At 73.8% G+C, this 22474-nt stretch carries 19 protein-coding genes and 1 pseudogene; 7 read left to right on the top strand and 13 right to left on the bottom strand.

Annotated elements, in window-relative coordinates:
- Positions 1–147: 147 nt before the first annotated feature.
- Positions 148–627 carry a hypothetical protein gene (locus tag ACZ4MU_RS26560; protein ID WP_467881366.1) on the bottom strand — a complete coding sequence of 160 codons (480 nt, stop codon included), beginning with the start codon at positions 625–627 and terminating at the stop codon, positions 148–150.
- Between the two features lie 364 nt (positions 628–991).
- Between ACZ4MU_RS26560 and ACZ4MU_RS26565 the strand changes: the two genes are divergently transcribed.
- Positions 992–1651 carry a class F sortase gene (locus ACZ4MU_RS26565; protein ID WP_467881368.1) on the top strand — a complete coding sequence of 220 codons (660 nt, stop codon included), beginning with the start codon at positions 992–994 and terminating at the stop codon, positions 1649–1651.
- A gap of 26 nt (positions 1652–1677) precedes the next feature.
- On the opposite strand, the gene ACZ4MU_RS26570 is transcribed toward ACZ4MU_RS26565, so the two are convergent.
- Together ACZ4MU_RS26570 and lysX are read right to left on the bottom strand one after the other, a co-directional pair.
- Positions 1678–2532, bottom strand: coding sequence for a polysaccharide deacetylase family protein (locus tag ACZ4MU_RS26570; RefSeq protein WP_467881369.1), 855 nt, complete (start codon positions 2530–2532; stop codon positions 1678–1680).
- Positions 2533–2638: 106 nt separating this feature from the next.
- Positions 2639–5926: a bifunctional lysylphosphatidylglycerol synthetase/lysine--tRNA ligase LysX gene (lysX, locus tag ACZ4MU_RS26575; RefSeq protein WP_467881371.1), complete on the bottom strand. Its 3288-nt coding sequence runs from the start codon at positions 5924–5926 to the stop codon at positions 2639–2641.
- A 73-nt stretch (positions 5927–5999) separates the two neighbouring features.
- On the opposite strand from lysX, the gene ACZ4MU_RS26580 reads away from it, so the two are divergent.
- The gene (locus ACZ4MU_RS26580; RefSeq protein WP_467881373.1) at positions 6000–6449 is read left to right on the top strand and encodes a universal stress protein; all 450 of its coding nucleotides are present in this window, start codon (positions 6000–6002) and stop codon (positions 6447–6449) included.
- A 146-nt stretch (positions 6450–6595) separates the two neighbouring features.
- On the opposite strand, the gene ACZ4MU_RS26585 is transcribed toward ACZ4MU_RS26580, so the two are convergent.
- The gene (locus ACZ4MU_RS26585) at positions 6596–7807 is read right to left on the bottom strand and encodes a CapA family protein (RefSeq protein WP_467881375.1); all 1212 of its coding nucleotides are present in this window, start codon (positions 7805–7807) and stop codon (positions 6596–6598) included.
- A gap of 216 nt (positions 7808–8023) precedes the next feature.
- Here ACZ4MU_RS26585 and ACZ4MU_RS26590 point away from each other — a divergent pair, with 216 nt between their 5' ends.
- Positions 8024–8653 (top strand): sigma-70 family RNA polymerase sigma factor, encoded by a 630-nt coding sequence (locus ACZ4MU_RS26590; RefSeq protein ID WP_467881376.1) that lies wholly within the window; start codon positions 8024–8026, stop codon positions 8651–8653.
- Here ACZ4MU_RS26590 and ACZ4MU_RS26595 read toward each other — a convergent pair.
- Entirely contained in the window at positions 8572–8760 is a 189-nt protein-coding gene (locus ACZ4MU_RS26595) for a zf-HC2 domain-containing protein (protein WP_467881377.1), read from the bottom strand. The genes ACZ4MU_RS26590 and ACZ4MU_RS26595 overlap by 82 nt on opposite strands.
- 120 nt (positions 8761–8880) lie before the next feature.
- Between ACZ4MU_RS26595 and ACZ4MU_RS26600 the strand changes: the two genes are divergently transcribed.
- Complete coding sequence (locus tag ACZ4MU_RS26600) at positions 8881–9372, top strand: hypothetical protein (RefSeq protein WP_467881379.1); 492 nt, start codon at positions 8881–8883, stop codon at positions 9370–9372.
- Positions 9373–9400: 28 nt separating this feature from the next.
- Here ACZ4MU_RS26600 and ACZ4MU_RS26605 read toward each other — a convergent pair whose 3' ends face one another.
- Positions 9401–10162: a LytR/AlgR family response regulator transcription factor gene (locus tag ACZ4MU_RS26605; RefSeq protein ID WP_467881381.1), complete on the bottom strand. Its 762-nt coding sequence runs from the start codon at positions 10160–10162 to the stop codon at positions 9401–9403.
- 86 nt (positions 10163–10248) lie between these two features.
- On the opposite strand from ACZ4MU_RS26605, the gene ACZ4MU_RS26610 reads away from it, so the two are divergent.
- Positions 10249–10896, top strand: a complete 648-nt coding sequence (locus tag ACZ4MU_RS26610) for a zf-HC2 domain-containing protein (protein ID WP_467881382.1) — start codon at positions 10249–10251, stop codon at positions 10894–10896.
- 33 nt (positions 10897–10929) lie between these two features.
- On the opposite strand, the gene ACZ4MU_RS26615 is transcribed toward ACZ4MU_RS26610, so the two are convergent.
- The 6 genes from ACZ4MU_RS26615 to ACZ4MU_RS26640 all read right to left on the bottom strand — a co-directional run bounded on the left by ACZ4MU_RS26615 (position 10930) and on the right by ACZ4MU_RS26640 (position 18351).
- Positions 10930–11790: an Fpg/Nei family DNA glycosylase gene (locus ACZ4MU_RS26615; RefSeq protein ID WP_467881384.1), complete on the bottom strand. Its 861-nt coding sequence runs from the start codon at positions 11788–11790 to the stop codon at positions 10930–10932.
- Positions 11791–11862: 72 nt separating this feature from the next.
- On the bottom strand, positions 11863–13914 hold the full coding sequence (locus ACZ4MU_RS26620) for a SpoIIE family protein phosphatase (protein ID WP_467881386.1): 2052 nt from the start codon (positions 13912–13914) through the stop codon (positions 11863–11865).
- A gap of 35 nt (positions 13915–13949) precedes the next feature.
- Positions 13950–15176, bottom strand: a complete 1227-nt coding sequence (locus tag ACZ4MU_RS26625) for a DUF6777 domain-containing protein (protein WP_467881388.1) — start codon at positions 15174–15176, stop codon at positions 13950–13952.
- Between the two features lie 199 nt (positions 15177–15375).
- Positions 15376–15546: a hypothetical protein gene (locus tag ACZ4MU_RS26630; protein ID WP_358830815.1), complete on the bottom strand. Its 171-nt coding sequence runs from the start codon at positions 15544–15546 to the stop codon at positions 15376–15378.
- 462 nt (positions 15547–16008) lie between these two features.
- On the bottom strand, positions 16009–17544 hold the full coding sequence (locus ACZ4MU_RS26635; RefSeq protein ID WP_467881389.1) for an SDR family NAD(P)-dependent oxidoreductase: 1536 nt from the start codon (positions 17542–17544) through the stop codon (positions 16009–16011).
- A gap of 114 nt (positions 17545–17658) precedes the next feature.
- Positions 17659–18351 carry a (2Fe-2S)-binding protein gene (locus ACZ4MU_RS26640; protein WP_467881391.1) on the bottom strand — a complete coding sequence of 231 codons (693 nt, stop codon included), beginning with the start codon at positions 18349–18351 and terminating at the stop codon, positions 17659–17661.
- 272 nt (positions 18352–18623) lie between these two features.
- On the opposite strand from ACZ4MU_RS26640, the pseudogene ACZ4MU_RS26645 reads away from it, so the two are divergent.
- Positions 18624–19523: pseudogene (locus ACZ4MU_RS26645) on the top strand (DMT family transporter); the annotation flags it as partial.
- A 2-nt stretch (positions 19524–19525) separates the two neighbouring features.
- Here ACZ4MU_RS26645 and ACZ4MU_RS26650 read toward each other — a convergent pair.
- Positions 19526–20728 carry a transglycosylase family protein gene (locus tag ACZ4MU_RS26650; protein ID WP_467881392.1) on the bottom strand — a complete coding sequence of 401 codons (1203 nt, stop codon included), beginning with the start codon at positions 20726–20728 and terminating at the stop codon, positions 19526–19528.
- A 165-nt stretch (positions 20729–20893) separates the two neighbouring features.
- Here ACZ4MU_RS26650 and gndA point away from each other — a divergent pair, with 165 nt between their 5' ends.
- The gene (gndA, locus tag ACZ4MU_RS26655) at positions 20894–22336 is read left to right on the top strand and encodes an NADP-dependent phosphogluconate dehydrogenase (protein ID WP_467881394.1); all 1443 of its coding nucleotides are present in this window, start codon (positions 20894–20896) and stop codon (positions 22334–22336) included.
- Positions 22337–22474: the final 138 nt, after the last annotated feature.

Here is a 22474-nt window from a genome sequence, read left to right on the forward strand (position 1 = left end):
CTCTTTCTCGCGGGCCGGGCCCGGGCGCGCGGGGGGGGGGGCGGGGCCCCCCCCCCCCCCCCCGCCCCCCCCCCCCCCCGGGCCCCCCCCCCCCCCCCCCCCCCCCCCCCCCCGGGCGGTTCGGCTCTGTCCGGGAGGTTCGGCCGGTCAGATCCGCCCGCCGTCCGTGCGGCGGCGCCGTGCGACGAACACGACGCCGCCGATGGCGGCGAGCGCCACCAGGGACCCGCCGACGGCCATCTCGGTCTGCGTCGGACCGGCGGAGCCGCCGAGCCCGCCCAGCGCGCCGCGGCCGGGAAGCACCGTGAAGCTGCGGGTCTCCGTTCTGGGGTTGTCGTTGCAGCGGACCGACAGGTTGTACGCACCGGGGCTGATGTGGTCGTGGATCCTGGCGGTCGCGAACCCGGTGTCCCCGCCCGACAGGGACGTGGGGGAAAAGGCGGTGGACGTCACGATGCCCCCGTGGCCGCAGCCGTTGGCCGTGATGGTCAGCGTGGAGCCCGGGTGCACCGCGCTGGGGTTGACCGTGACGTTGCTGGGACCGAAGTTGGCGGCGGCGATCGGGGCCGAGAGCCCCACCGCCGCGAAGGCGGCCACAGCCACCGGAAGAGCGCGTGCAGCACGCATGGTTGAACCTCCGAGGGAGGGCGCCCCAAAGCCGTGCTCCGGGAAATTCGACGAGTACGCCTCCCACGTCGAACCCTCACCGGGCCCTGTGCACCTCGCATGTCGGCGCTGGTCCACCCTGGTGAGCCGACACGCCGCTGGAGGGCCGCCGATCTGACGGACCCGCAGGTCACAGACCGTCAGAACTTTTATATGACGATGACACGGATGGGTCACCCCGGCCGCCGCCCCGGACGGGCCGCCGCCCCGGCCCCGCCTTCCGCCCCGCGCCGGCCACCACCCGTTCGCCTCTCCCTGATCGCCGGAGTGCGATCACGCCCTTACCGTGCCTACAGGTGGCACGCAGGGCATTGGAGGGAGCGCGATGGGGCAGGAAGAGGGCGGCTCGGAGCACCGGAGGCGGTCGCCGTGGGGAGCGCTCGCCCTGGTGATGCTCACCGGTCTGGCTCTGCTGCGGAACGGCGCGGACGTCACGATGGGCCCCCCGCAGCCCGCCGCGGCCGCCGCGCTGTCGGGCAGGCCCGAGGTCTTCGTCCCGGCCAGCTCCGGCGCCCCGGTCGAGCCGCTGGCGTACGCGCCGGTCTCCCGGGTGAAGATCGCCGCGCTCAAGGTCGACGCCCCGGTCATCGAGGTCGGCATCGACCAGGACGGCTGGGTGCAGGCGCCGCCGCCGGACGACCCCAACCTGGCGGGCTGGTACCAGAACGCGATCGCCCCCGGCCAGCGCGGCACCGCCGTCATGGTCGGCCACGTCGACACCCGGCGCGGCCCCGCCGTCTTCTACGGCCTGGGCTCGCTGAAGAAGGGCAACCACGTCGAGGTGACCCGCTACGACGGACATGTGGCCGTCTTCGAGGTGTACGGCGTCGAGGTCTACGACAAGAACAACTTCCCGGGTGCCCGGGTGTACGGCGACACCGGGCACCCGGAGCTGCGGGTGATCACCTGCGGCGGCGGCTTCACCCGGGCCCGGGGCTACGACGGCAACGTGGTCGTCTACGCCCGCATGGTCGCCACCCGCTGAAGGACGGGCGCCGGACCCCCGCCCCCTCAGCGCCGCTTGGGCGGTACGCGCAGGCGGTAGCCGGAGGTGAGCAGCCGGGGCAGATAGGTGCGCAGCGCCGCCACGCTCTGCGAGCGGTCGCCGCCCGCGTCGTGCGAGAGCACCACGACCCCCGGGGCGGCCCCCTCCCGGACCCGGCGCACGATCGTCTCGGTGCCGGGCGTCGTCCAGTCGAGGGTGTCGAGCGTCCAGCCCATCGGCTCCATGCCCAGCTGGGCGCCGATCTGGAAGGAGTTGCGGTTCCAGGCGCCGTAGGGGGCGCGGAACCACTGGGGCCGCTCGCCCAGCACCTCCTCGATCACCTCGCTGGTGCGGGTCATCTCGTCGCGTACCGCGTCCCGGGACATCTTGATGAGCAGCGGATGGGTCCAGGAGTGGTTGCCGATGACATGCCCGTCGTCGTGCATCTCGCGCAGCAGATCACGGTTGTCGGTGGCCATCTCGCCGCAGACGAAGAACATCGCGCGTACGCCGTGCTCGCGCAGGGTCCGCAGGATCTGCGGGGTGTAGCGCGGGTCGGGGCCGTCGTCGAAGGTCAGCACCATGGTCTGCGGGCCGAGCTCGGGCATGCTCAGGAACGGCCGGCGCCGCACGGGCGGCAGCGCGGTGCGGTACTGCGGCGGTGCCGCGGCGGTCATCGGCTCCAGGCGGTACGCGGTGGACTTCAGCCGGGGCGCGGCGGCCTGCGGCCCCCCGGCGGGCCCCGCGGTCGCCTCCGCGGCACCGCCCTCGGGCGTGCCGGTGTCCTGGGCGGTCAGCATCCGGACGGCGACCGCGGCTCCCAGACAGGCGCCGACGCGCAGGAGCGTACGCCGCCCGGGGAGGATCTCATCCTTTTTCATGACCCATGGCTCGCACGGTGAACGGCGTCGGCGGCTGAAGCGCACCGCCCGCACGGCCGAAAACACCCGTTGGGGTGTACCGGCGCGGGCCGCGCTGACGGGTGGCTCAGGGGCGGCGCACCAGCGGGAACGGCAGGGTCTCGCGGATCGTCAGACCGGTGAGGAACATGACGAGCCGGTCCACGCCGATGCCGAGCCCCCCGGTCGGCGGCATGGCGTACTCGAGCGCGTCCAGGAACTCCTCGTCGAGCTCCATCGCCTCCAGGTCGCCGCCCGCCGCGAGCAGCGACTGCGCGGTGAGGCGGCCGCGCTGCTCCACCGGGTCGGTCAACTCCGAGTACGCGGTGCCCAGCTCGGTGCCGAAGGCCACCAGGTCCCAGCGCTCGGCCAGCCGCGGGTCATGGCGGTGCCGGCGGGTGAGCGGCGAGACGTCGGTGGGGAAGTCCTTGTAGAAGGTGGGCAGCTGGGTCCGCTCCTCGACCAGCCGCTCGTACATCTCCAGGACCACGTCGCCCCGGGTGTTCTCGGGGGTGTGCGGGACCCCGGCCCGGTCGCACAGGCGGCGCAGGCGCGGCTCGTCGGTGTCGGCGTCGACCTGCTCGCCCAGCGCCTCGGAGAGCGCCCCGTAGACCGTCCTGACCGGCCAGGGGCCCGAGATGTCGTGCTCCACGAGCCGCCCGTCGGGGCCGGTCCTGTGGGCCAGGGGCGCGCCGAAGGCGGCGGTCGCCGCGCCCTGGACGAGCTCGCGGGTCAGGTCGAGCATCACGTCGTAGTCGGCGTAGGCCTGGTAGGCCTCCAGCATCGTGAACTCGGGGTTGTGCTTGTAGGAGACGCCCTCGTTGCGGAAGGTGCGGCCCATCTCGAAGACCTTCTCGACCCCGCCCACGCACAGCCGCTTCAGATACAGCTCGGGGGCGATCCGCAGATACAGGTCCAGGTCGTAGGCGTTGATGTGGGTGGTGAACGGGCGCGCGTTGGCGCCGCCGTGGATCTGCTGGAGCATCGGGGTCTCGACCTCCAGATAGCCGCGCTCCAGCAGGCCCTGCCGCAGCGCCTGGACGGCCGTGGAGCGGGCCCGTACGACGTCGCGGGCCTCGGGGCGGGCCACCAGGTCGAGGTAGCGGCGGCGCACCCGGGCCTCGGGGTCGGCCAGGCCGAGCCGTTTGTCGGGCAGCGGGCGCAGGCACTTGCCGGTCATCTGCCAGCCGGTGACGAACAGCGAGTACTCGCCCTTGGCGCTGGTGCCGGTGGTACCCGTGGCACTGATGTGGTCGCCGAGGTCGACGTCACGGGTGAAGCGGCCGAGCACCTCCGCGCCCGTACCGTCCCGGGTGAGGGCGAGCTGGAGGTCACCGGACCAGTCGCGCAGCACGGCGAAGACGACCCCGCCGAAGTCGCGTACGGCCATCACCCGCCCGGCCACCGTGGCGGCCGTGCCCGGCCCGGCCTCGCGCAGCTCCGCGAGGGTGTGCGTACGGGACGGGACGACGACCGGGTACGGTTCGCAGCCTTCGGCGCGCAGCCGCTCCAGCTTGCGGTGGCGCACCCGTACCTGCTCGGGCAGCCGCCGCTCCCCCGCCCTCTCACCGTCCGGCGCGGACAGGCCGAGCGCCTCGATGGAGGGCAGGCCCGCGGTGCTGCCCGGGCTGCTCACCCCCCTGGGGTGCCCCTTGCCCCACAGCTTGCGCAGACTGGGCACGGAGACGAAGCCCTCGGCGATGCCGGACGCCAGGCCCACCCGGGCGAGCGAGCCGGCGTCCCCGTAGCAGAGGAAGCGCGGGAACCACTGCGGCTGGTACTTCACGTTCGACCGGTACAGGGCCTCCAGCTGCCACCACTTGGAGAAGAACAGCAGCAGCCTGCGCCACAGCCGCAGCACCGGTCCCGCGCCGATGCGGGCGCCCTCCTCGAAGGCGGAGCGGAACACCGCGAAGTTGAGCGAGATCCGCCGTACGCCCAGCTTCGGGGCGTACGCGCAGAGCTCGGCCACCATGAACTCCATGACGCCGTTGGGCGCGCTGCGGTCGCGCCGCATCAGGTCGAGCGAGATGCCGTCGGGGCCCCAGGGCACGAAGGAGAGCAGGGCGATGAGCCGGCCCTCGGCGTCGAAGGCCTCCACCAGCAGGCAGTCCCCGTCGGCCGGATCGCCCAGGCGGTCCAGCGCCATGGAGAAGCCGCGCTCGGTCTCGGTGTCCCGCCAGGCGTCGGCCCGGTCGACGATCTGGCCCATTTCCTCGTCGGTGAGCGCCGAGTGGCGGCGGATACGGGTGCCGGCACCGGTGCGCGCGACGCGGCGCACCGCCTGGCGGGTCACCCGCATCTCGCGGCCGTCCAGGTCGAACCGGGCCACGTGCAGGATCGCCTCGTCACCCAGTTGCATGGCGCTCAGCCCGTACCGCGCGTAGACGGTGGCGCCCTCCTCCGAGGCGCCCATCACGGCGGGCGCCCAGGCGTACTTGCGTGCCACGTCCAGCCAGGCGGCGATGGCCGGCCCCCAAGCCGCCGGGTCGCCCACCGGGTCGCCGCTGGCCAGCGCGACCCCGGCCTCCACCCGGTAGGTGACGGCCGCCTTGCCGCTCGGCGAGAAGACGACCGCCTTGTCGCGGCGGGTGGCGAAGTAGCCGAGCGAGTCGTCGCGGCCGTAGGCGCGCAGCAGGGCGCGGATGCGCGGCTCCTCGTCGCCGTGGAGCGCGGCCTCCATGCGCTGCGAGCGGAAGAGCGTGGTGGCGGCGCTGAGCAGGGCGACCGCGCCGAACAGGCCGAGGAAGAAGAAGAGCGGGCGGGGCGGGCGGCCGTCGAACTGACCGCCGGAGGCGAGGCCGCCGAGCACCCGGTCGGTCGCCCACAGCAGCCGCCGGCCGCGCGGGAGGGTGCCGGGGAAGATCTCCACCAGTGCCCAGCCGGCCAGGACGCCCGCGCCGAGCCCCAGGAGCAGGACGAGCAGCGCCCGGTGGACGGCGCCGCGCCGGGTCTCGGCGTAGAACTCGCCGCGCGCCAGGATCAGGACGAGCAGCGCGGCCCCGCACACGAGTGCGTTGGCGGTCCACATCCACTCGGTGACGGCGATCAGGGCGACGTCGGCGAGGAAGAGCAGCCCGAGGTAGCCGACCACCAGCCACCAGGCGACCTTCTTGCGGGCGCCGATGGCGGCGGCGAGCAGCAGCAGGAAGACGGCGTAGGCGAGGTTGGCGCTGACGGGGACGGTGACCCGGTCGAGGAACCAGGCGACCGGCCGCAGCAGCCGGCGCAGGGCGGGCACCAGCGCCATCGCTCCGCAGAACAGTCCGAGCCCGGCGAAGAACATCGCGAAGGCCTCCGGCACCCGGTTCGGGAACCGGGGCCGTGCGGACGGCCGGGCCCGTGCCGGTATGGGCGTCTCCTCGCTGACACTCATGCCCCGCACTCTAGGGAGCGGCACGCCGGGGCGCCTGTCGGGCGCGTGCGGGCGCGGTACTAGCCTCGGTGGTGTGACAGCAGCCTTCGAACGCGGTACGGACGGACCCAAGGTCATCGTCGTCGGGGTGGACGGCTCCGACTCCTCGCTGCGCGCGGCGGCCTACGCCAGCGGGCTGGCGCGGCGGCAGAACGCGCTCCTCGCAGTGGTCCATGTGCAGCCCCTGGTGCCCGCGGGCGCCGCGATGGGGGCGCCGGTCGCCGACACCACCGGGGAGATCGCCGAGGGCCTCGCCCAGGAGATCCGCGCGGCGGCGGAACGGGTGAAGGACCTGTGGACCGTGCGCTGGGAGTTCCACACCCTGCGCGGCGACGCGTACGGCGGCCTGGTGACGGCCGCCGAGGAGCTCAAGGCGGACGCCGTGGTGGTGGGCGCCTCGGAGTCGGCGGGCCACCGGTTCATCGGCTCGGTGGCGGTGCGCCTGGTGAAGGCGGGCCGCTGGCCGGTGACGGTGGTGCCGTAGTTGGGGCCCAACCTTCGTGTGCGGGTGAGTGGGGTCCGGTCTTCGTGTGCGGGTGAGCCGGAGGCGCCGCCTTCGTGTGCGGGTGGGTGGTTGGTGGGCCCGTTTTCGTCCGCTGCCCGGTGGTGGGTGAGCCGGGGGCGCGGGCCCTACCGGACCGCCATCGTCAAGCCGTCCCGTGCCGCCCCGCGGCCGAGCACCGCCTCGCGGATCTCCGTCTGGGCCGTGCGGTAGTCCTCCCGGTCCGGCGAGGCGGCCAGCGCCCGCGGGAGGTCGACGACCCGGCCGCGCTCCACGTCGATCCACTGCGGGACGAACTCCGCCCGGGTGACCTCCCAGCGCGCCCCCGCCCGCGCGGGCGGCGCGAACGTGAAGCGGGCGATGGAGCTCATGTTGCCGCGCGGATCGCGCGCGCCGGAGTCGTTGAACATCTCCCCCGCGATCTGGTCGCCCTCGCCGTAGACGATCCAGGTGCCGTTGACCTTCTCGTACGCCTGCGGGATGTGCGCGTGCGTGCCCAGGATCAGGTCGATGTCGGGGCGGCCCGCGGTGCGCGAGGCGGTGAGCGCCCTGCCGAGGAGCAGTTGCCGCTCGTCGGGCTCGGTCTGCCACTCGGTGCCCCAGTGGAGGCTGACGACGACCACGTCGGCCCCGGCCCTGCGGGCCGCGCGGGCGTCCGCCACGATCTTCTTCTCGTCGATGAGGTGGACGGCCCAGGGCTGCCCGTCGGGCATCGGGTAGCCGTTGGTGTCGTAGGTGTACGCCAGTTGGGCGACCTTGGCGCCGCCCGCCTCGAGGAGCGCGGGGCTCGCGGACTCGGCGGCGGTGCGGCCCGAACCGGTGTGCTGCAGGCCCGCCTTGTCGAAGGCCCGCAGGGTGCGGGCGATCCCGTCGGCGCCGTCGTCGAGGCTGTGGTTGGAGGCGGTCGAGCAGGAGTCGTACCCGGCGTCCTTGAGCGCGGCGGCGACCTGCGGCGGTGAGGTGAACGCGGGATAGCCCGCGAAGGGCCCGCCTTCGGGGCCGTACACCGTCTCCATGTGGCAGATCGCCAGGTCCGCCCGGGAGATGACCGGCTTGACGCCGGCGAGCATCGGCCGGAAGTCGTAGCCGTCCCCGTTCGCGTCGGCCGCGGCGCGCTCGAGGATCGAGGAGTGCGGCAGTACGTCCCCGGTGGCGACCAGTGTGAAGGGGCGCGGGGCCGCCGTCGCCGCGCCGCCCGCGGGCGAGGGGGTACCGGGGCGCTCGGAGTCCTGGTGGTGCGGCAGGCGCGCGGGGGCCGGATGCTCCGCCGCGCACCCGGCGGTCGCGGCGGCGACGAGGGCCGCGAGGACCGCCAGCCGCCGGCTCGTTCTGCTGGTCATGGCACCGGACTCCAGAGGTAAGGTCGGAATTGCCTGATTTATTATCAGATATCCATATCATGCACATCCCTCCCGCTTCCCCAACCGTTCACCGCACCACTCGCCGCTTCGTTCGACCGTTCGTCGCACGCGGTGGTCCGGCCGCTGTCGCCGCGCGCCCGACTGCGCTCGGATACGGGCTGCGGCCTGCGGACTTCTCGGGAAGGGAGCACCACGGTGAGTACGGGATTCTCGGACGCTGCCCCACGGATCGCGGCGCCGCCGCGGCGCTACACCCGCGAGCCCGACCTCGCGGCACTCCAGCGCGAGCACGGCCCCGCCCTGCTGCACTTCCTGCTCGGCCTCACCTACGGCGACCGCCAGCGCGCCGAGGACCTGCTCCAGGAGACGCTGGTACGGGCCTGGCAGCACCCGGAGGCGTTCGAGGGCCCGTACGCCTCGATGCGGCCGTGGCTGTTCACCGTCGGGCGGCGGCTGGCGATCGACGCCCGCAGGAGCCGGCGGGCGCGGCCCGCCGAGGTGCACGACGCCGTGCTGGACGCGCGCGTGGAGGCGGAGGACGACCACGCCGAGCGCTCGGCCGCGACGCTGGACGTACGGGACGCGGTGCGCACCCTGAGCCCCGAACACCGCGCGGTGCTGACGCAGATCTACTTCCGGGGGCTGAGCGTGGCGGAGGCGGCCGAGGTCCTGGGGGTGCCGTGCGGGACCGTCAAGTCCCGTTCGTACTATGCTCTGCGGGCCCTGGCGCGGGTTCTGCCGGGCTACTCGTCCGGCGGTCCGTCCGCCAGGTCCTCCTCGCGGAGCAGGGCCAGCATCGACGGTGTCCGCGCGACCTCCAGGTAGGCCGCGCGGCAGCCCGGGCAGTCGCGCAGATGACCGGCGACCCGGCGGTCCTCGTCCCGCGCGAGGGCGCCGAGGACGTACGCGCCGAGCAGCTGCCGCACATGCATGGGCACCTCGTGGGGACGACGGATCCTGCCCTTCTGGCCACGGCGGGCGCGCGCCCCCGGTTCAATGCTCCCTGGAGCTCCCTGGAGCGCCTGGACAGTCGATGAAAGAGGCGAGACGGAATGCGTCCGGAGGGTACGAACGGGACCAGTGGTGGAGAGCTGCTGGTGCCGATGGCATGGATGTACGCGGAGTACATCGCCGACGAATTACTGCGCACCGGCGATCTCATGCCGCCGACGACGCTCGAATTCAGGGCCGGACGCAACGCCTTGGCGTTGACGATCTTCCTGTCGGACGGCGCGGTCGGCGGCGCACGGGTGGTGGCGCGGCTGGAGGAGTGGAGTGCGCTCACCGCGGCCGGAAGGCCGTGGCACAGCTGGGTTCGCGGGCGGCTGCGGGAGCGTGAGGCGACCGGGTCCGGCCCGGACCTGGCGCTGGCGCGGGACGCCTGGCAGTGGCTCCAGGAGACCGAGCTGCTCGCCGCGGACCTGGACGCGGTGGTGCCGGGCGGGGTCGACCAGCACGCCGAGGCGGAGGACGAGCCGCGGGTGTGGACCCCGGCGTGGGAACTCGGCCTGCCGCTGGGACACCTGGCGATCCACCTGTTCTGACGCACCGCCGCGAATGGGCGGCGGACCGTCAGCGCCCGCCGCGGCGCAGCAACCGGTCGCGGAGGGTACGCGCATGGCGGCGGCTGACGGGGAGCTCGGCCCCGCCGATGCGGACGCTCATGCTGCCCGCGTCCAGGCGCAGTTCGTCGATCCTGGTGAGCGCCACCAGATGGCTGCGGTGGATGCGGACGAACCCGTGGACGCGCCAGCGGTCCTCCAGCGTGGAAAGCGGTACGCGGACGAGGTGGCTGCCGGAGTCGGTGTGCAGCCGGGCGTAGTCGCCCTGCGCCTCGGCGTAGCTGATGTCGGCGACGGCCAGGAAGCGGGTGACGCCGCCGAGCTCCACGGGTATGGACTCCGGCGCGCCCGCCTGTACCTCCGCGAGCGCCGGGCCGCGGTCACCGGCCATCTCGGCCACCCGGCGCACCGCCTCGGCCAGCCGCTCCCTGCGGACGGGCTTGAGCACGTAGTCGACGGCCTTCAGGTCGAACGCCTGGACGGCGAAGCCCTCGTGCGCGGTGACGAAGACGATCAGCGGCGGCCGGGCGAATCCCGCGAGCAGCCGGGCGACGTCGAGTCCGGTGAGCCCGGCCATGTGGATGTCGAGGAAGACGACGTCCAGGCCCTGCTCGTCGTCGGGCCCGGCGTCCAGCGCGCCGCCGATCAGGCGCAGCGCGTCGGTGGCCCCGGTCGCGCCCTCGGCGCTGCGCACCCGCGGGTCGGAGCGCAGGAGGTACAGGAGCTCTTCGAGGGCGGGGGCTTCGTCGTCGACCGCCAGTACGCGCAGCATGCGCCCGGATTGTAGGTGGGCCGGCTCCTCGCTGTCCTCCCGCGCGGGAGGTGAGTGATTGGGCCGCCGTCTGCGTACCAGACGGCATGAGGCCGCTGGAACCGCACCGGGACGTCGGGGCGTACGCGCTCGGGGTGCTCGGCGCCGCCGACACCTTCCGCTTCGAGGAGCACCTGGCGGGGTGCGCGCACTGCGCGCGCCTGCTGGAGGAGCTCGGGAGCGTGGAGGCGCTACTCGCCGCCTACGCCCGCTGGACCCCGCCGGGCGTGGATCCGGTCGCCGTGCCCTCCCCCGCGCTGCTGCACGCGGCGCTGGACGCGGTGGGCGCGCGGCTGCGGGCACGGCGCAGGGCACGGCTCGGGCTGCTGGCCGCCGGGGCGGCGCTGGTGGTGGGCGCGCCCTTCACGGCGCTGTCCCTGCCAAAGGAGCGCGCCGCCGCGCACTGGACGGCGACCGCGTCGGCGCCCGGGGTGACGGCGACCCTGGCGGCGGCGCCCGCCGGGTTCGGCACCGACGTGGGGCTCGACGTGGGCGGGGTGAGCGGCCCGGCGGTGTGCACGCTGGTCGCGGTCGGGCGCGGCGGCGAGGAGGACACGGTGGCGACCTGGGCGGTACGGGACGGGGCGCCGGTGACGATGCGGGGGGCCGCCGCCCTGGCGCCCGCCGACATCTCCCGCTTCGAGGTGCGGGCCCAGGACGGGTCCCCGCTCGCGACGCTGTCCCGGTCGGGGTGAGCGCGGACGTGCGCGGGCGCCCCGCGGCGGCGCCTATTTGAGGAACTTGGACAGACGGCGGTCGGCGAGGATCTTCCCGCCGGTCTGGCAGGTGGCGCAGTACTGGAGCGAGGAGTCCGCGAAGGAGACCTCGCGGACGGTGTCCCCGCAGACCGGGCAGGGCTCGCCGGTCCGGCCGTGCACCCGCATCCCGCTCTTCTTCTCCGCCTTCAGCCGCCCCGCCGCGAGCCCGCGCGAGCGCTCCACCGCGTCGGTGAGGGTGGTGCGGACCGCCTCGTACAGCGCGGTGGTCTCCTCCTCGGTCAGCCGGTCCACCGCCTTGAACGGCGACATCCGCGCCACATGGAGGATCTCGTCGCTGTAGGCGTTGCCGATCCCGGCGATCAGCGACTGGTCGCGCAAAGCGCCCTTGAGCTGCCGGCGCTCCCCCGCGAGCAGCCCGGCGAACCGGTCGCGGTCGAAGTCCGCCGCGAGCGGGTCGGGCCCGAGCCGGGCGATGCCGGGCACCTCCTGGAGGTCGTGGACCAGATGGACGGCGAGGCTCTTGCGGGTGCCCGCCTCGGTCAGGTCGAACCCGGACCCGCCCTCCAGCGCGACCCGCAGCGCCAGCGGGCCCTTGCCGGGGCGCGGCGGGGCGTCGGGCAGGACGTCGTGCCAGCGCAGCCAGCCGGCCCGGGCCAGATGGGTCACCAGATGGAGGCCGTCGGCGTCGATGCCGAGGAACTTGCCGTAGCGCCCGACCCCGGTGACCGCCCGCCCGTCGAGGGCGTCCAGCGGCGGGTCGTACGTCTTGAGGACGCTGATCGCGACGGGCCGGACGCGTTCGACACGGCGGCCGACGAGATGCGTGGTGAGGAAGTCGCGAAGGGCTTCAACTTCGGGCAATTCCGGCATACCTCACAGATTAACCAGCTCCGCGCACCCCGCGCCCACACCGCCCGGCCGCGCCCGGGACGCCGGACGGGTTCACCCGTCGGCCCGGGCGCCCCGCTCCGGGACGGCGAACTCGCACCACACGCACTTGCCGCTGCCCCTGGACTCCACGCCCCAGACGTCGGCGAGCCGGTCCACCAGCATCAGACCGCGCCCCGACACCCCGGAGTCACCCGCCTCCCGGCGGCGCGGCAGGGCACTGGAGCGGTCCTCGACCTCCACGCGCAGCCGCCGTTCGGGCCCGGCCAGGACCCGTACGGTCACGATCGCGCCGCCGTCCGTGTGCATGAGCGCGTTGGTGATCAGCTCGTCGGCGGCCAGCTCGATCTCGTCGGCCCGCTCCCGGGCGCCCCAGGCCCGTACCGCCGCCCGGATCATATGGCGCGAGGAGCTGAGCGCCTCCGGGTCGTTCTGCGCCACGTGCTGCTGGAGCCGGCCGCCGCTCCGCGGGGCCTCCAGGGCGCGCCTGCGCAGCAGCAGGAGCGCCACGTCGTCGTCGCCCGCCCGGTCGTCGACCACGTCGCACAACCGGTCCGCGAGCTCCTGGAGGTCGCCGGGGCCCGACCGCACCAGCGCGGCGAGCAGCTGCATCCCGTCGTCGAGGTCGGCGCCGGGCTGCTCGACCAGGCCGTCGGTGTAGAGCAGCAGGGTCTGGCCGGGGTCGAGCTCGACGGTGGCGACCGGGTACTCCAGGCGTCCGAACTCCGCCGACAGGCCCAGTGGCAGGCCGCCCTCGACCGGCAGTCTGCGGCAGCTGCCGTCGCCGTACCGCAGCAGGGGGTCGACGTGCCCGGCCCGGACGAGCTGGACCACCCCGGTCGACAGGTCGGCCTCGGCGTAGGTGCAGGTGGCGAAGCGGTCGGTGTCCAGCTCGTGCAGGAACACCGAGGCGCGGGCCATCACGGTCGCCGGGGTGTGCCCCTCGGCGGCGTAGGCGCGCAGCACGATCCGGAGCTGGCCCATCACGGCGGCGGCGTGCGTGTCATGGCCCTGGACGTCACCGATGACCGCGCCGACCCGGCCGCCGGGCAGCGGGATGACGTCGTACCAGTCGCCGCCGATGTCCCGGCCGAGGCGGGCCGAGCGGTAGCGCACCGCGATCTGGGCGCCGGGCACCTCGGGGATGCGGCGCGGCAGCATGGCCTGCTGGAGCCCCTCCGCGAGGTCGTGCTCCTGCTCGTACAGCACCGCCCGCTGGAGGCTCTGCGCGAGGGAGCTGCCCAGTGCCACCAGGAGGTTGCGTTCGTCGGCGGTGAAGCCGGTCTTGTCGCTGTAGAGCAGGCCGAGCGCGCCGATCGGGCGGGCCTGGGCGATGAGCGGCAGATAGGCGGCGGCGGTGATGCCGAGTCCGCTGATGTGCGGCCACAGGCGCGGGTAGGAGGTGGCGAAGTCCTGCGGGGTCTGGATGAACCGGGGGGCCAGGGTGCGCACCACCTCGCTCATCGGGTACTGCTCGTCGACCCGGGTCCAGCGGGTGCCCGGCACGAAGCTGCCCTCGGGGCCCTCGGCCACCAGATGGATCCGGCCCGCCTCCAGGAGCCCCATCACCAGGCTGGTGGCGCCCAGGTGTTCGAGCCCGTGCGAGCCCTTGAGCACGTCGATGACGTCCTGCACGGTACGGGCGTGGGCCAGGGCGGCCGTGGTGCTGTCCACCACGCTGGTGCGGCGGCGGTGGTCCTCGTCGTCGGCGGCGGGTCGGTCGGCGTACTCGGTCAGCTCCTGGGTGGCGTCCCGGACCACGCCGATGATGCGCTGCGGGCGGCCGGTGGCGTCCCTGCGCACATAGCCCTGGGTGTGCGTCCAGCGCGCGGTGCCGTCGCGCAGCCGGACGCGGAAGTAGGCGCCGTAGTGGAGGCTGCCGTTCTTCAGCGCCTGCGAGACCATGGCGTCGAGCCGGGCCGCCTCGGCCGGGGTCACCCGGCTGCCCAGCGTCTCGGGCCGGCCGTCGTACTCCTCGGGCTCCATGTCGAAGACCGCGAGCGCCGACCGGTCCATGTGCATCTGCCCGCTGGTGAGGTCCCAGTCGAAGGTGCCCATGCGGTTGAGGGCGAGGCCTAGACCGGTGGGTGCGGGCCACTCGTCCATCGTCACTCCGATCCTCGGTCCGATCGGGGGTTCCGTCAGGAGAGTCTGGCGTCCAGCGGCGGCTCGGTGTCGAAGTCGGACATGCCCGTGGGCATCTCACCGCCGCCGGTGGGCTGCGGCGGGAAGACCGGCGGCGGCTCCGAGGGCAGCGTGGGCAGCTCGGTGGAGGGCGTCGGGACGATCTGCCGGCTGGGAGCCGTGGGGGCCGTCGGCGCCGTGGGCGGCCTTGGGGTCACCTTGGGGCTGACCGTGACGGTGGCCGTCGGGCAGCCCGGGGTCGTGGGCACGCTCGGCAGGGCGGCACCCGGCGGCGCCGACGCGGGCGGCCGCGTCACGGTGACGGTCGGGGCCGGGCTGGGGCAGTTCACGCTCGGCGGCGTGCTGTTCGTGGACGGCGCGGACGTGCTCGGCGCGACGGCGGGACCGGACTGGTCCGGGCTCACCGACGCGCTCGGCGAGTCGGTGGCCACCGGCGCCGTCGGGTCGATCTGGATGTCGGGGCGCTCGCGGTCGCGCATGCCCTGGTCGCCGACCGGCCGCTCGATCCACGTGTTGTTGACGACGTTGACGATGATCAGGCTGTTGATGACCGTGGTGGTGCGGTTGATGACGACCGTGCGCTGCGGCTGGTAGCCGGGCCAGGACTCGCCCCGGGAGGCGGCACCCTGCGTGGCCACGGGCGGCTTGAGCGGGTTGCCGCAGGCGCAGCGCACCCGGGGTGAGCCGTGGTCGTCGACCAGGACGGCGGTGCCGGCCTGGAGCACCGACTGGAAGGCGGTGGCGTGGCCGTCCTTGAAGCCGTGGTTGGTGACGCGGGTGTCGGCCCGCAGCACCACGGGGGTGAGCCCGCGCAGGAACGACGGGAGGTCGTCCGGGTTGATCCCGGCGGTCTCCGAGAAGGCGCGCGCCTTGGCCCGGTCGGCGTCGAGGAAGCGGATCTGCTGCTCCACATCGCAGCTGGCCACCGACTGGGTGCCGCCGTAGAGGCCGGGCGTGGAGCCGGGGACGGACTTGATGGTCTGCACGGTCGCCGTGGGGCTGCCGGGGACGCTCGGCGGCGGCTGGGAGGGCGTGAGCGGCTGGGCGGCCTTGGCCGTGGACTCCGTGAAGGGGTCGGGGCCGGACGCCGCGACGGGCTGGAGGAACAGCTCCTTCTCGTCGGAGGCGTTGCTTCCACCGCCGTCGCCGCCACAGGCCGCGACGAACACTCCGATGGACATGACGACTGCCGCCAGGGTGAACCGGCGCGGGGTCGAGCGCACGTAGATCTCCCACCTATTCGCCCCGAGTTGTCCCTCATTGTCTGCCGGAGGGTCACCGGTCCCGCAAGCGGACGGCCGCCGTACGGGAGCGGTCCCCGGCGGGTCGTGGGTACCGCCGGACGCACGTGCGCCCCCTGCCGGAACAGGGGGCACAGGTACGCGGGGCCGGGGCGGACCCGCCCCGGCGGTGCCGGGCCGCTCAGTCGACGCCCGGCAGGATGTGCGGTTCGGCCAGGTCGTCCTCGTAGCCGGCCAGCCGGATCGGGGCCGAACGGGCCCAGACCTCCAGGTTGCGGAGCTTTTCGGGCCGTCCGGGCCGGTCGTTCCGTTCGGGCGTCCGCTGTTCGCGTGTCGTCGTCTCTGGTGTCACCGCGCACTCCTCTGTGTCGCGTAACCCTGGGCGTACTGGCGGCTCCGGTCTCTTCCCGGTCGCCGGCCGCCCTGGGGCAGGGGTCAGGGGCAGTTCTGACGCGGTGGCGCCGGCACTCTGTCGGAAGCTCGGCCCAGTGTGCGGGCCGGTTCCGGAACGGGCATCGAGGACTGGTCGATCCTTTGATGTCTTCCGTCGGAGTCAGAGTAACCAAATGAGCGGGTCCCTGCTCGATAGGGCCGTTTCCTTTGCGTCATCTTTCCTTCACCGCGCGTTCCGCACGGCCCCTTTCCCGCCATGATCTGCCGCCCGGCGGCGCGCGCCACGCGGGGCCGCCCCCTGTGCTCCGTCCGGGTGAGGACGGCCGGTCAGCGGCCGGTGACCGCACGGCGTGGCGTCCGGACGCACCCGTGGCCGGACCCCGTCGAGGAGTCCGGCCACGGGTGCGCGCGGCGGTGCGGTCTACCAGTTCCCGGGCGCGTAGTCCTTGAGGAAGACGCTGTGCAGGTCCTCGCCCGCCTCGCCGCGCACGATCGGGTCGTAGACGCGCGCGGCGCCGTCCACCAGGTCGAGCGGGGCGTGGAAGCCCTCCTCGGCGAGCCGCAGCTTGTCGTGGTGCGGGCGCTCGTCGGTGATCCAGCCGGTGTCGACCGAGGTCATCAGGATCTTGTCGGTCTCGAACATCTCCTGGCCGCTGGTCCGGGTGACCATGTTCATGGCGGCCTTGGCGGCGTTGGTGTTGGGGTGCCCGGCGCCCTTGTAGCCGCGGCTGAACACGCCCTCCATCGCGGAGACGTTCACCACGTACGCCCGGCCCTTCGGCGCCTTGCGGGCGGCCTCGGCCATCGCCGGGCGCAACATGCTGATCAGGATGAACGGCGCCGTGTAGTTGCACAGCTGGGTCTCCAGCAGTTCGACCGGGGAGATCTGGTCGATGGACTGCACCCAGGTGTTGGTGTCGACGACGTCCGGCAGCAGCCCGCCCGCGTCTATCGCGGTGCCGTCGTGGTGCCTGGCGATGCTGGCGTTGCCCGCGACCAGGGCGAGGTCCGCGACCTTCTGGGCGTCGAGGCCGGAGGTGCCCGGCGGCAGCGCGGTCAGTCCGCCAAGATCACCGACCGCTCCGGAGTTGAAGGCGCCGATGACGTGGTGGGCGGGGAGCTCACCGGCGGGCAGCGGGGCGCTCTCGCCGTCGACCAGGGCGGCGTAGGCGGAGGGCAGCCGGCGCACGGTCTGGGTGGCGTTGTTGATCAGGATGTCCAGCGGGCCCTGCTGGGCGGTCTGCTCGGCGAGCGCGACCGCCTGCGCCGGGTCGCGCAGGTCGATGCCGACGACCTCCAGGCGGTGCATCCACTCCGCCGAGTCCTCCATCGCCCTGAAGCGGCGGATGGCGTCCTTGGGGAAGCGGGTGGTGATGGTGGTGTGGGCGCCGTCGCGCAGCAGCCGCAGCGCGATGTACATGCCGATCTTCGCCCGGCCGCCGGTGAGCAGCGCGCGCTTGCCGGTGAGATCGGTGCGGGCCTCCCGGCGCATCCGGTTCTCGGCGGCGCACTTCTGGCAGAGCTGGTGGTAGAAGTAGTCGACCTCGACGTACCGCGTCTTGCAGATGTAGCAGGAGCGCGGGCGCTGGAGCACCCCCGCGATCTGGCCGGTCGGGGTCGCGGACGACGGCAGGATGCCCTCGGTCTCGTCGTCGATGCGCTCGGCGGAGCCGGTGGCGGTCGCGTGCGTGACGGCCCGGTCGTGGGCGGTCTTGGCGGCCCGGCGCTCCTGGCGGCGGCGCTGCTTCACGGTCCGGTAGATCGCGGCGGTGGCGCGGCGCACGGCGATCGCGTCCGGGTGGTCGACCTCGATGGTGTCGAGCTCGTCCAGCACACTGAGGCAGACGGCGAGGCGCTCGGGGTCGATCCCGGGGCCGTACTCCACGTCGCCCTCGCCGGACTCCTGGCCGATGCCGGGACCGTACCCCTGGTCCTGGATGTCCTCTGTCACCGTCATCGCCGTCGCCGTTCCTCGGTCATGCGCGGTTTCGTCCGCGTGTGGAAGTTCCCAAAAGCGCAATCGTACGGAGCGAGGCGCCGCACACCAAACCGCGGACCCTCGGGGCCCCGGTCAGGGGCGCGCGGGCGGCCGGTCGAAGACGCAGTCGCCGCACAGACCCGCGCCCGGGCAGCGGTAGTACAGGCAGCAGCTGCGGCGCCGGAAGGCGGGGCCCGGGAGCGGTGTGCCGGTGTCCGCCAGGTCGGGGTGGGCGAAGAGCTCGGCGCCGAGCTCCAGCGCCCGCCGGGCCGCGTCCGGGCGGTCCACGCGCAGCGCCCAGCGGTGCAGCTCGCGGACGGCCCCCGCGAGCGCGGAGCCCGCGTTGCCCCACAGCAGGCCGGACGAGACGGGCGTGTCGCGCCGGAGGGCCTCGGCGAGCGGGACCAGGTGCCCGTACTGGACGCTCTCGCGGATCGTCTCGGCGGTGCCGGGCAGCGGCCGCACCCGGTCGAGCAGCAGGTCGTCGGGGGTGCTCCGGGCGCCGTCCCAGGCCAGGGAGGCCGGGTCGAGGTCGGGCAGCTCCCCGTGGAGCACGGCGGAGCCGAGGGCGATCGACCAGAGACGGGCGACGAGTCCCAGGTGGGCGATGGAGGCGCCGGTGCGACGGTCGGGAGCGCGCAGGGCGGCGGTCACGGTGTCGATCCGGGTGGCGAGGGGGCCGCCCTCCCCCGCGTAAAGGCGCGCCAGCGGGAGGTGCGCACCCTCGGCCGGTCCGGTGCGCAGCGCGAAGAACCCGCCGACCGAGGCCACCGCCGCCAGATCCACCCTTCGTCTCCCTCCGCACGAACCGTGGCGCGAGCGGCCACGGAACCGTGATTCTTACAGATTTTCGATCGAACATATTTTCGACTACTAATGGACATCCCTCATCCCATACATGGCCGAAACAGCCCCATCCCACCCCTCCCGACCAGCAGTTGTGCCGAATGTCCGATGTATGGACGACTTCTGGAGTAGGGGCCTACTCCTATGGCAGTACGTGTCAATGCGGTCTCAAGGACGACGACGGGAGGCGATCGGCGAGGGATCGTGGATGCATGAGTGCCCTTGCCCTGTCCGTGCTGCTCTCCCTGGTCTCCGCCGTCGCGTACGCGGCCGCGGCGATCGTCCAGGAGCGCGTGGCCGCGGCCTCCCCCGACAGCACGTACCTCCGCCAGGGCGCCTGGTGGGGCTCCGTGGCACTCAACGGTCTCGGCGCCCTGCTGCACGTGGTGGCGCTCGCGTGCGGACCGCTCACCCTCGTCCAGCCGCTGGGCGCGCTGACCATCGTCTTCGCGCTGCCGATGGCCGCCGTGTTCGTGCGCCGCAGGGCGGGTGCGGCGGCTTGGCGCGGCGCCCTCATGGCGACGGCCGGCCTCGCCGGGCTGCTCGCCCTCACCACCGACGCGGACGCCGACTCGGTCGACGGCGGACAGCGGCTGCTCCTCGCGGCGGTCACCTTCGGCGGGATGGCGGTGCTCTTCCTCGCCTCGCGCGCGGTGCACGGGCCGGTGGTGCGCAGTGTGCTGCTCGCCGCCGCCGCGGGCGTCTCCTTCGGCATGGCGTCGGTCTTCACCAAGCTGGTGGCCGAGGACTGGGGCAAGGGTCTGCAGCTCACCGAGGTACCCAGCCTGCTGGCCATAGCGGTGCTCGCCGCCGCGGGCCTGCTGCTCTCCCAGGCCTCCTATCGGGGCGCCGGACTCGCGGCGCCGCTGGCGACCGTGACGGTCGTCAACCCGGTGGTCGCGGCGACCGTCGGGCTCACGCTCTTCGGCGAGGAGTTCCGCTACGGGACGGCCGGGCTGGTCTTCGCCCTCGCCAGCGGCGCGGTGGCGGCGGGCGGACTGGTCCTGCTCACCACCGAGCGTCTTGGCGCCGCCTCCCGCCGCTCACGGCCCGCGCCCGCGACCCTGCCGGGGATCCCGGCGCCCGGTCAGAGCGCCGAGAGCACCACGTCCGGTCAGAGGCTTACGCCGCCCGCCCTGAGGTAGGCCAGCGGGTCGATGTCCGACCCGTACGAGGGCCCGGTACGGATCTCGAAGTGCAGATGCGGTCCGGTGGCGTTGCCGGTGGAGCCCGAACGCCCGATGCGCTGGCCGGTGTTGACCTGCTGTCCGGAGCGGACGTTCACGGCCGAGAGATGGCCGTACTGGCTGTAGCGGCCGTCGCTGTGCCGGATCACCACCTGGTAGCCGTAACTGCCGCCCCAGCCGGCCTCCACGACCCTGCCGGTGGCCACGGCACGTACCGAGGTCCCGGTAGAGACGGGGAAGTCGACCCCCGTGTGGTAGCCGCTCGCCCAGGACGAACCGGCCTTGTGGTACGGGGTGCTGGGCCCGGCGTCCACGGGTGCGGCGAAGGCGCCGCTCTTGTGGACGACCTGCTTGGGGGCCGGCTGCTTGTGCGGGGCGGCGGGCTTCTTCGGCTGCGGCTTGGCGGGCCGCTTCTGCTCGGGCGCCGGCCGCGGCGCGGGGCGGGTCTTCGGCGGGGCCGCCGTGTCCGGTAAGGACAGGCGCTGGCCCGGCAGGATCAGATCGGGGTCGGCGCCCACGACCCGGCGGTTCTCGGTGTACAGCGCGTGCCAGCCGCCCCTGACGTGCTCGGTGTGGGCGATCCGGGAGAGGGAGTCGCCGGGGACGACCGTGTAGCCCTCGCGCTTGCCGGGGACCGCGGTGGGGCTCGCCTGGGGCGCCGCCTTCTTCACCACGCGCGCGTGGTGCTCCTGGACCGCGGGGGCGGTGTGGGTGGTGTGCGCGGCGTGGGTGGGATGTGCCGTGTGCGCGGCGGCGCGGGTCAGACCCGCCTCCCCCGAGCAGATCGGCCAGGCGCCGGGGCCCTGGGCGTCGAGCACCTTCTCCGCGACGGCGATCTGCTCGCTCCGCGAGGCGAGGTCGGCGCGCGGGGCGTACTGCCGGCCGCCGTAGGCCACCCAGGTCGACTGGCTGAACTGGAGCCCGCCGTAGTACCCGTTGCCGGTGTTGATCTTCCAGTTGTGGGTGGACTCGCAGGCCGCGACCTTGTCCCAGACGTCCAGGGACGCGGCGTGGGCCGCCCCCGCGCCGATCAGGGGCAGGGCCATGCCCGCCCCGCCCGCCGTCACCGTCAGCGAAGCCCGGTTGATACGGCCCGGCTGGTAGCGGCGGTGCCGCCCGCGTACGGACATGGGTCCCCCTCGAACGCATCGGGAGCCGCCAAACTAGGGGCTCTGAACGGACCGTGACAAGAGTGCGTACCCACCCTTCGAGGGGAATGCGGGCCGAGTCGCGCGGCTTGCGGTCTTCCGTAGGGTTGACCGAGCAGCGCACCCGATGATCCGAGGAGCAGAGCCATGAGTGGAACAGCCCAGATCGGCGTGACCGGACTCGCCGTCATGGGGCGCAACCTCGCCCGCAACTTCGCTCGCAACGGCCTCACGGTGGCGGTGCACAACCGGACGGCGGCCAAGACGCGGGCGCTGGTGGAGGAGTTCGGCGAGGAGGGGCGGTTCGTGCCCGCCGAGTCGCCCGAGGAGTTCGTGGCCGCACTCGAACGGCCGCGCAGGCTGGTCGTGATGGTGAAGGCGGGCGAGCCGACGGACGCGGTGATCGAGGAGTTCGCCCCGCTGCTCGACGAGGGCGACGTCATCATCGACGGCGGAAACGCGCACTTCGAGGACACGCGCCGGCGCGAGCGCGAGCTGCGCGAGCGCGGCATCCACTTCGTGGGCGCCGGTGTCTCGGGCGGCGAGGAGGGCGCACTGCACGGCCCGAGCATCATGCCGGGCGGCTCGGCCGAGTCGTACGAGTCGCTGGGCCCGCTCCTGGAGAAGATCGCGGCGAAGGCGCCGGACGGCACCCCGTGCGTGACGCACGTCGGCCCCGACGGGGCGGGCCACTTCGTGAAGATGGTGCACAACGGCATCGAGTACGCCGACATGCAGCTGATCGCCGAGGCCTACCACCTGCTGCGCACGGTCGCCGGGTACTCCCCCGCCAAGATCGCGGAAACGTTCCGGGGCTGGAACACGGGCCGCCTCGACTCGTATCTGATCGAGATCACGGCGGAGGTGCTGGCCCACGAGGACGCGGCGACCGGGAAGCCGTTCGTCGACGTCGTCCAGGACCGGGCCGAGCAGAAGGGCACCGGGCGGTGGACGGTGCAGATCGCCCTGGACCTCGGGGTGCCGGTGTCCGGGATCGCCGAGGCGGTCTTCGCCCGCTCCCTCTCGGGCCACGCGGACCTGCGCGAGGCGTCCGGCGCCCTCGCCGGGCCCGTGCCCGAGCCGCTCGACGAGAAGGCGGCCGAGGCGTTCGCCGCCCAGGTGGAGCAGGCGCTGTACGCCTCGAAGATCGTGTCGTACACCCAGGGCTTCCACCAGATCCGGGCCGGCAGCGAGCAGTACGGGTGGGACGTGGACCTGGGCTCGGTGGCGGCGATCTGGCGGGCCGGGTGCATCATCCGGGCGGCGTTCCTGGACCGCATCCGCGCCGCGTACGACGCCGAGCCGGAGCTGGTGAGCCTGCTCTCGGACAAGCGGTTCGGCGAGGAGATCGGGGCGGCGCAGGAGGACTGGCGCGCGGTGGTCGTGGCGGCGACCCGCCAGGGCGTACCGGTGCCGGGCTTCTCGGCGGCGCTCGCGTACTACGACGCCCTGCGCGCCGAGCGGCTGCCGGCGGCGCTCACCCAGGGCCAGCGGGACTTCTTCGGGGCGCACACCTACCGCCGGGTGGACCGCGAGGGCTCCTTCCACACGCTGTGGGGCGGGGAGCGCACGGAGGTCGAGGCGGGCTGAGCGGCGGGCGCGGGGCGGGGGGGGGGTGCCCCCCCCCCCCCCCCCCCCCCCCCCCCCCCCCCACCCCCCCCCCCCCCCCGGGGGGGGGGGGGGGGGGGGGGGGGGGGGCGGCGGCCGGCGGGGGGGGGGGGGCCCGGG

The organism is Streptomyces sp. NPDC026377 (genome assembly GCF_055567715.1).

Excerpts from the sequence above, each read along its gene's own strand:
- lysX (WP_467881371.1), bottom strand. The coding sequence starts at position 5,926 with ATGAGTGTCAGCGAGGAGACGCCCATACCGGCACGGGCCCGGCCGTCC.
- ACZ4MU_RS26600 (WP_467881379.1), top strand. The coding sequence starts at position 8,881 with ATGCGTCCGGAGGGTACGAACGGGACCAGTGGTGGAGAGCTGCTGGTG.
- ACZ4MU_RS26615 (WP_467881384.1), bottom strand. The coding sequence starts at position 11,790 with ATGCCGGAATTGCCCGAAGTTGAAGCCCTTCGCGACTTCCTCACCACG.
- gndA (WP_467881394.1), top strand. The coding sequence starts at position 20,894 with ATGAGTGGAACAGCCCAGATCGGCGTGACCGGACTCGCCGTCATGGGG.
- ACZ4MU_RS26650 (WP_467881392.1), bottom strand. The coding sequence starts at position 20,728 with ATGTCCGTACGCGGGCGGCACCGCCGCTACCAGCCGGGCCGTATCAAC.
- ACZ4MU_RS26570 (WP_467881369.1), bottom strand. The coding sequence starts at position 2,532 with ATGAAAAAGGATGAGATCCTCCCCGGGCGGCGTACGCTCCTGCGCGTC.
- ACZ4MU_RS26620 (WP_467881386.1), bottom strand. The coding sequence starts at position 13,914 with ATGGACGAGTGGCCCGCACCCACCGGTCTAGGCCTCGCCCTCAACCGC.
- ACZ4MU_RS26635 (WP_467881389.1), bottom strand. The coding sequence starts at position 17,544 with ATGACGGTGACAGAGGACATCCAGGACCAGGGGTACGGTCCCGGCATC.
- ACZ4MU_RS26585 (WP_467881375.1), bottom strand. The coding sequence starts at position 7,807 with ATGACCAGCAGAACGAGCCGGCGGCTGGCGGTCCTCGCGGCCCTCGTC.
- ACZ4MU_RS26605 (WP_467881381.1), bottom strand. The coding sequence starts at position 10,162 with ATGCTGCGCGTACTGGCGGTCGACGACGAAGCCCCCGCCCTCGAAGAG.
- ACZ4MU_RS26565 (WP_467881368.1), top strand. The coding sequence starts at position 992 with ATGGGGCAGGAAGAGGGCGGCTCGGAGCACCGGAGGCGGTCGCCGTGG.
- ACZ4MU_RS26610 (WP_467881382.1), top strand. The coding sequence starts at position 10,249 with ATGAGGCCGCTGGAACCGCACCGGGACGTCGGGGCGTACGCGCTCGGG.
- ACZ4MU_RS26560 (WP_467881366.1), bottom strand. The coding sequence starts at position 627 with ATGCGTGCTGCACGCGCTCTTCCGGTGGCTGTGGCCGCCTTCGCGGCG.
- ACZ4MU_RS26595 (WP_467881377.1), bottom strand. The coding sequence starts at position 8,760 with ATGCATGTGCGGCAGCTGCTCGGCGCGTACGTCCTCGGCGCCCTCGCG.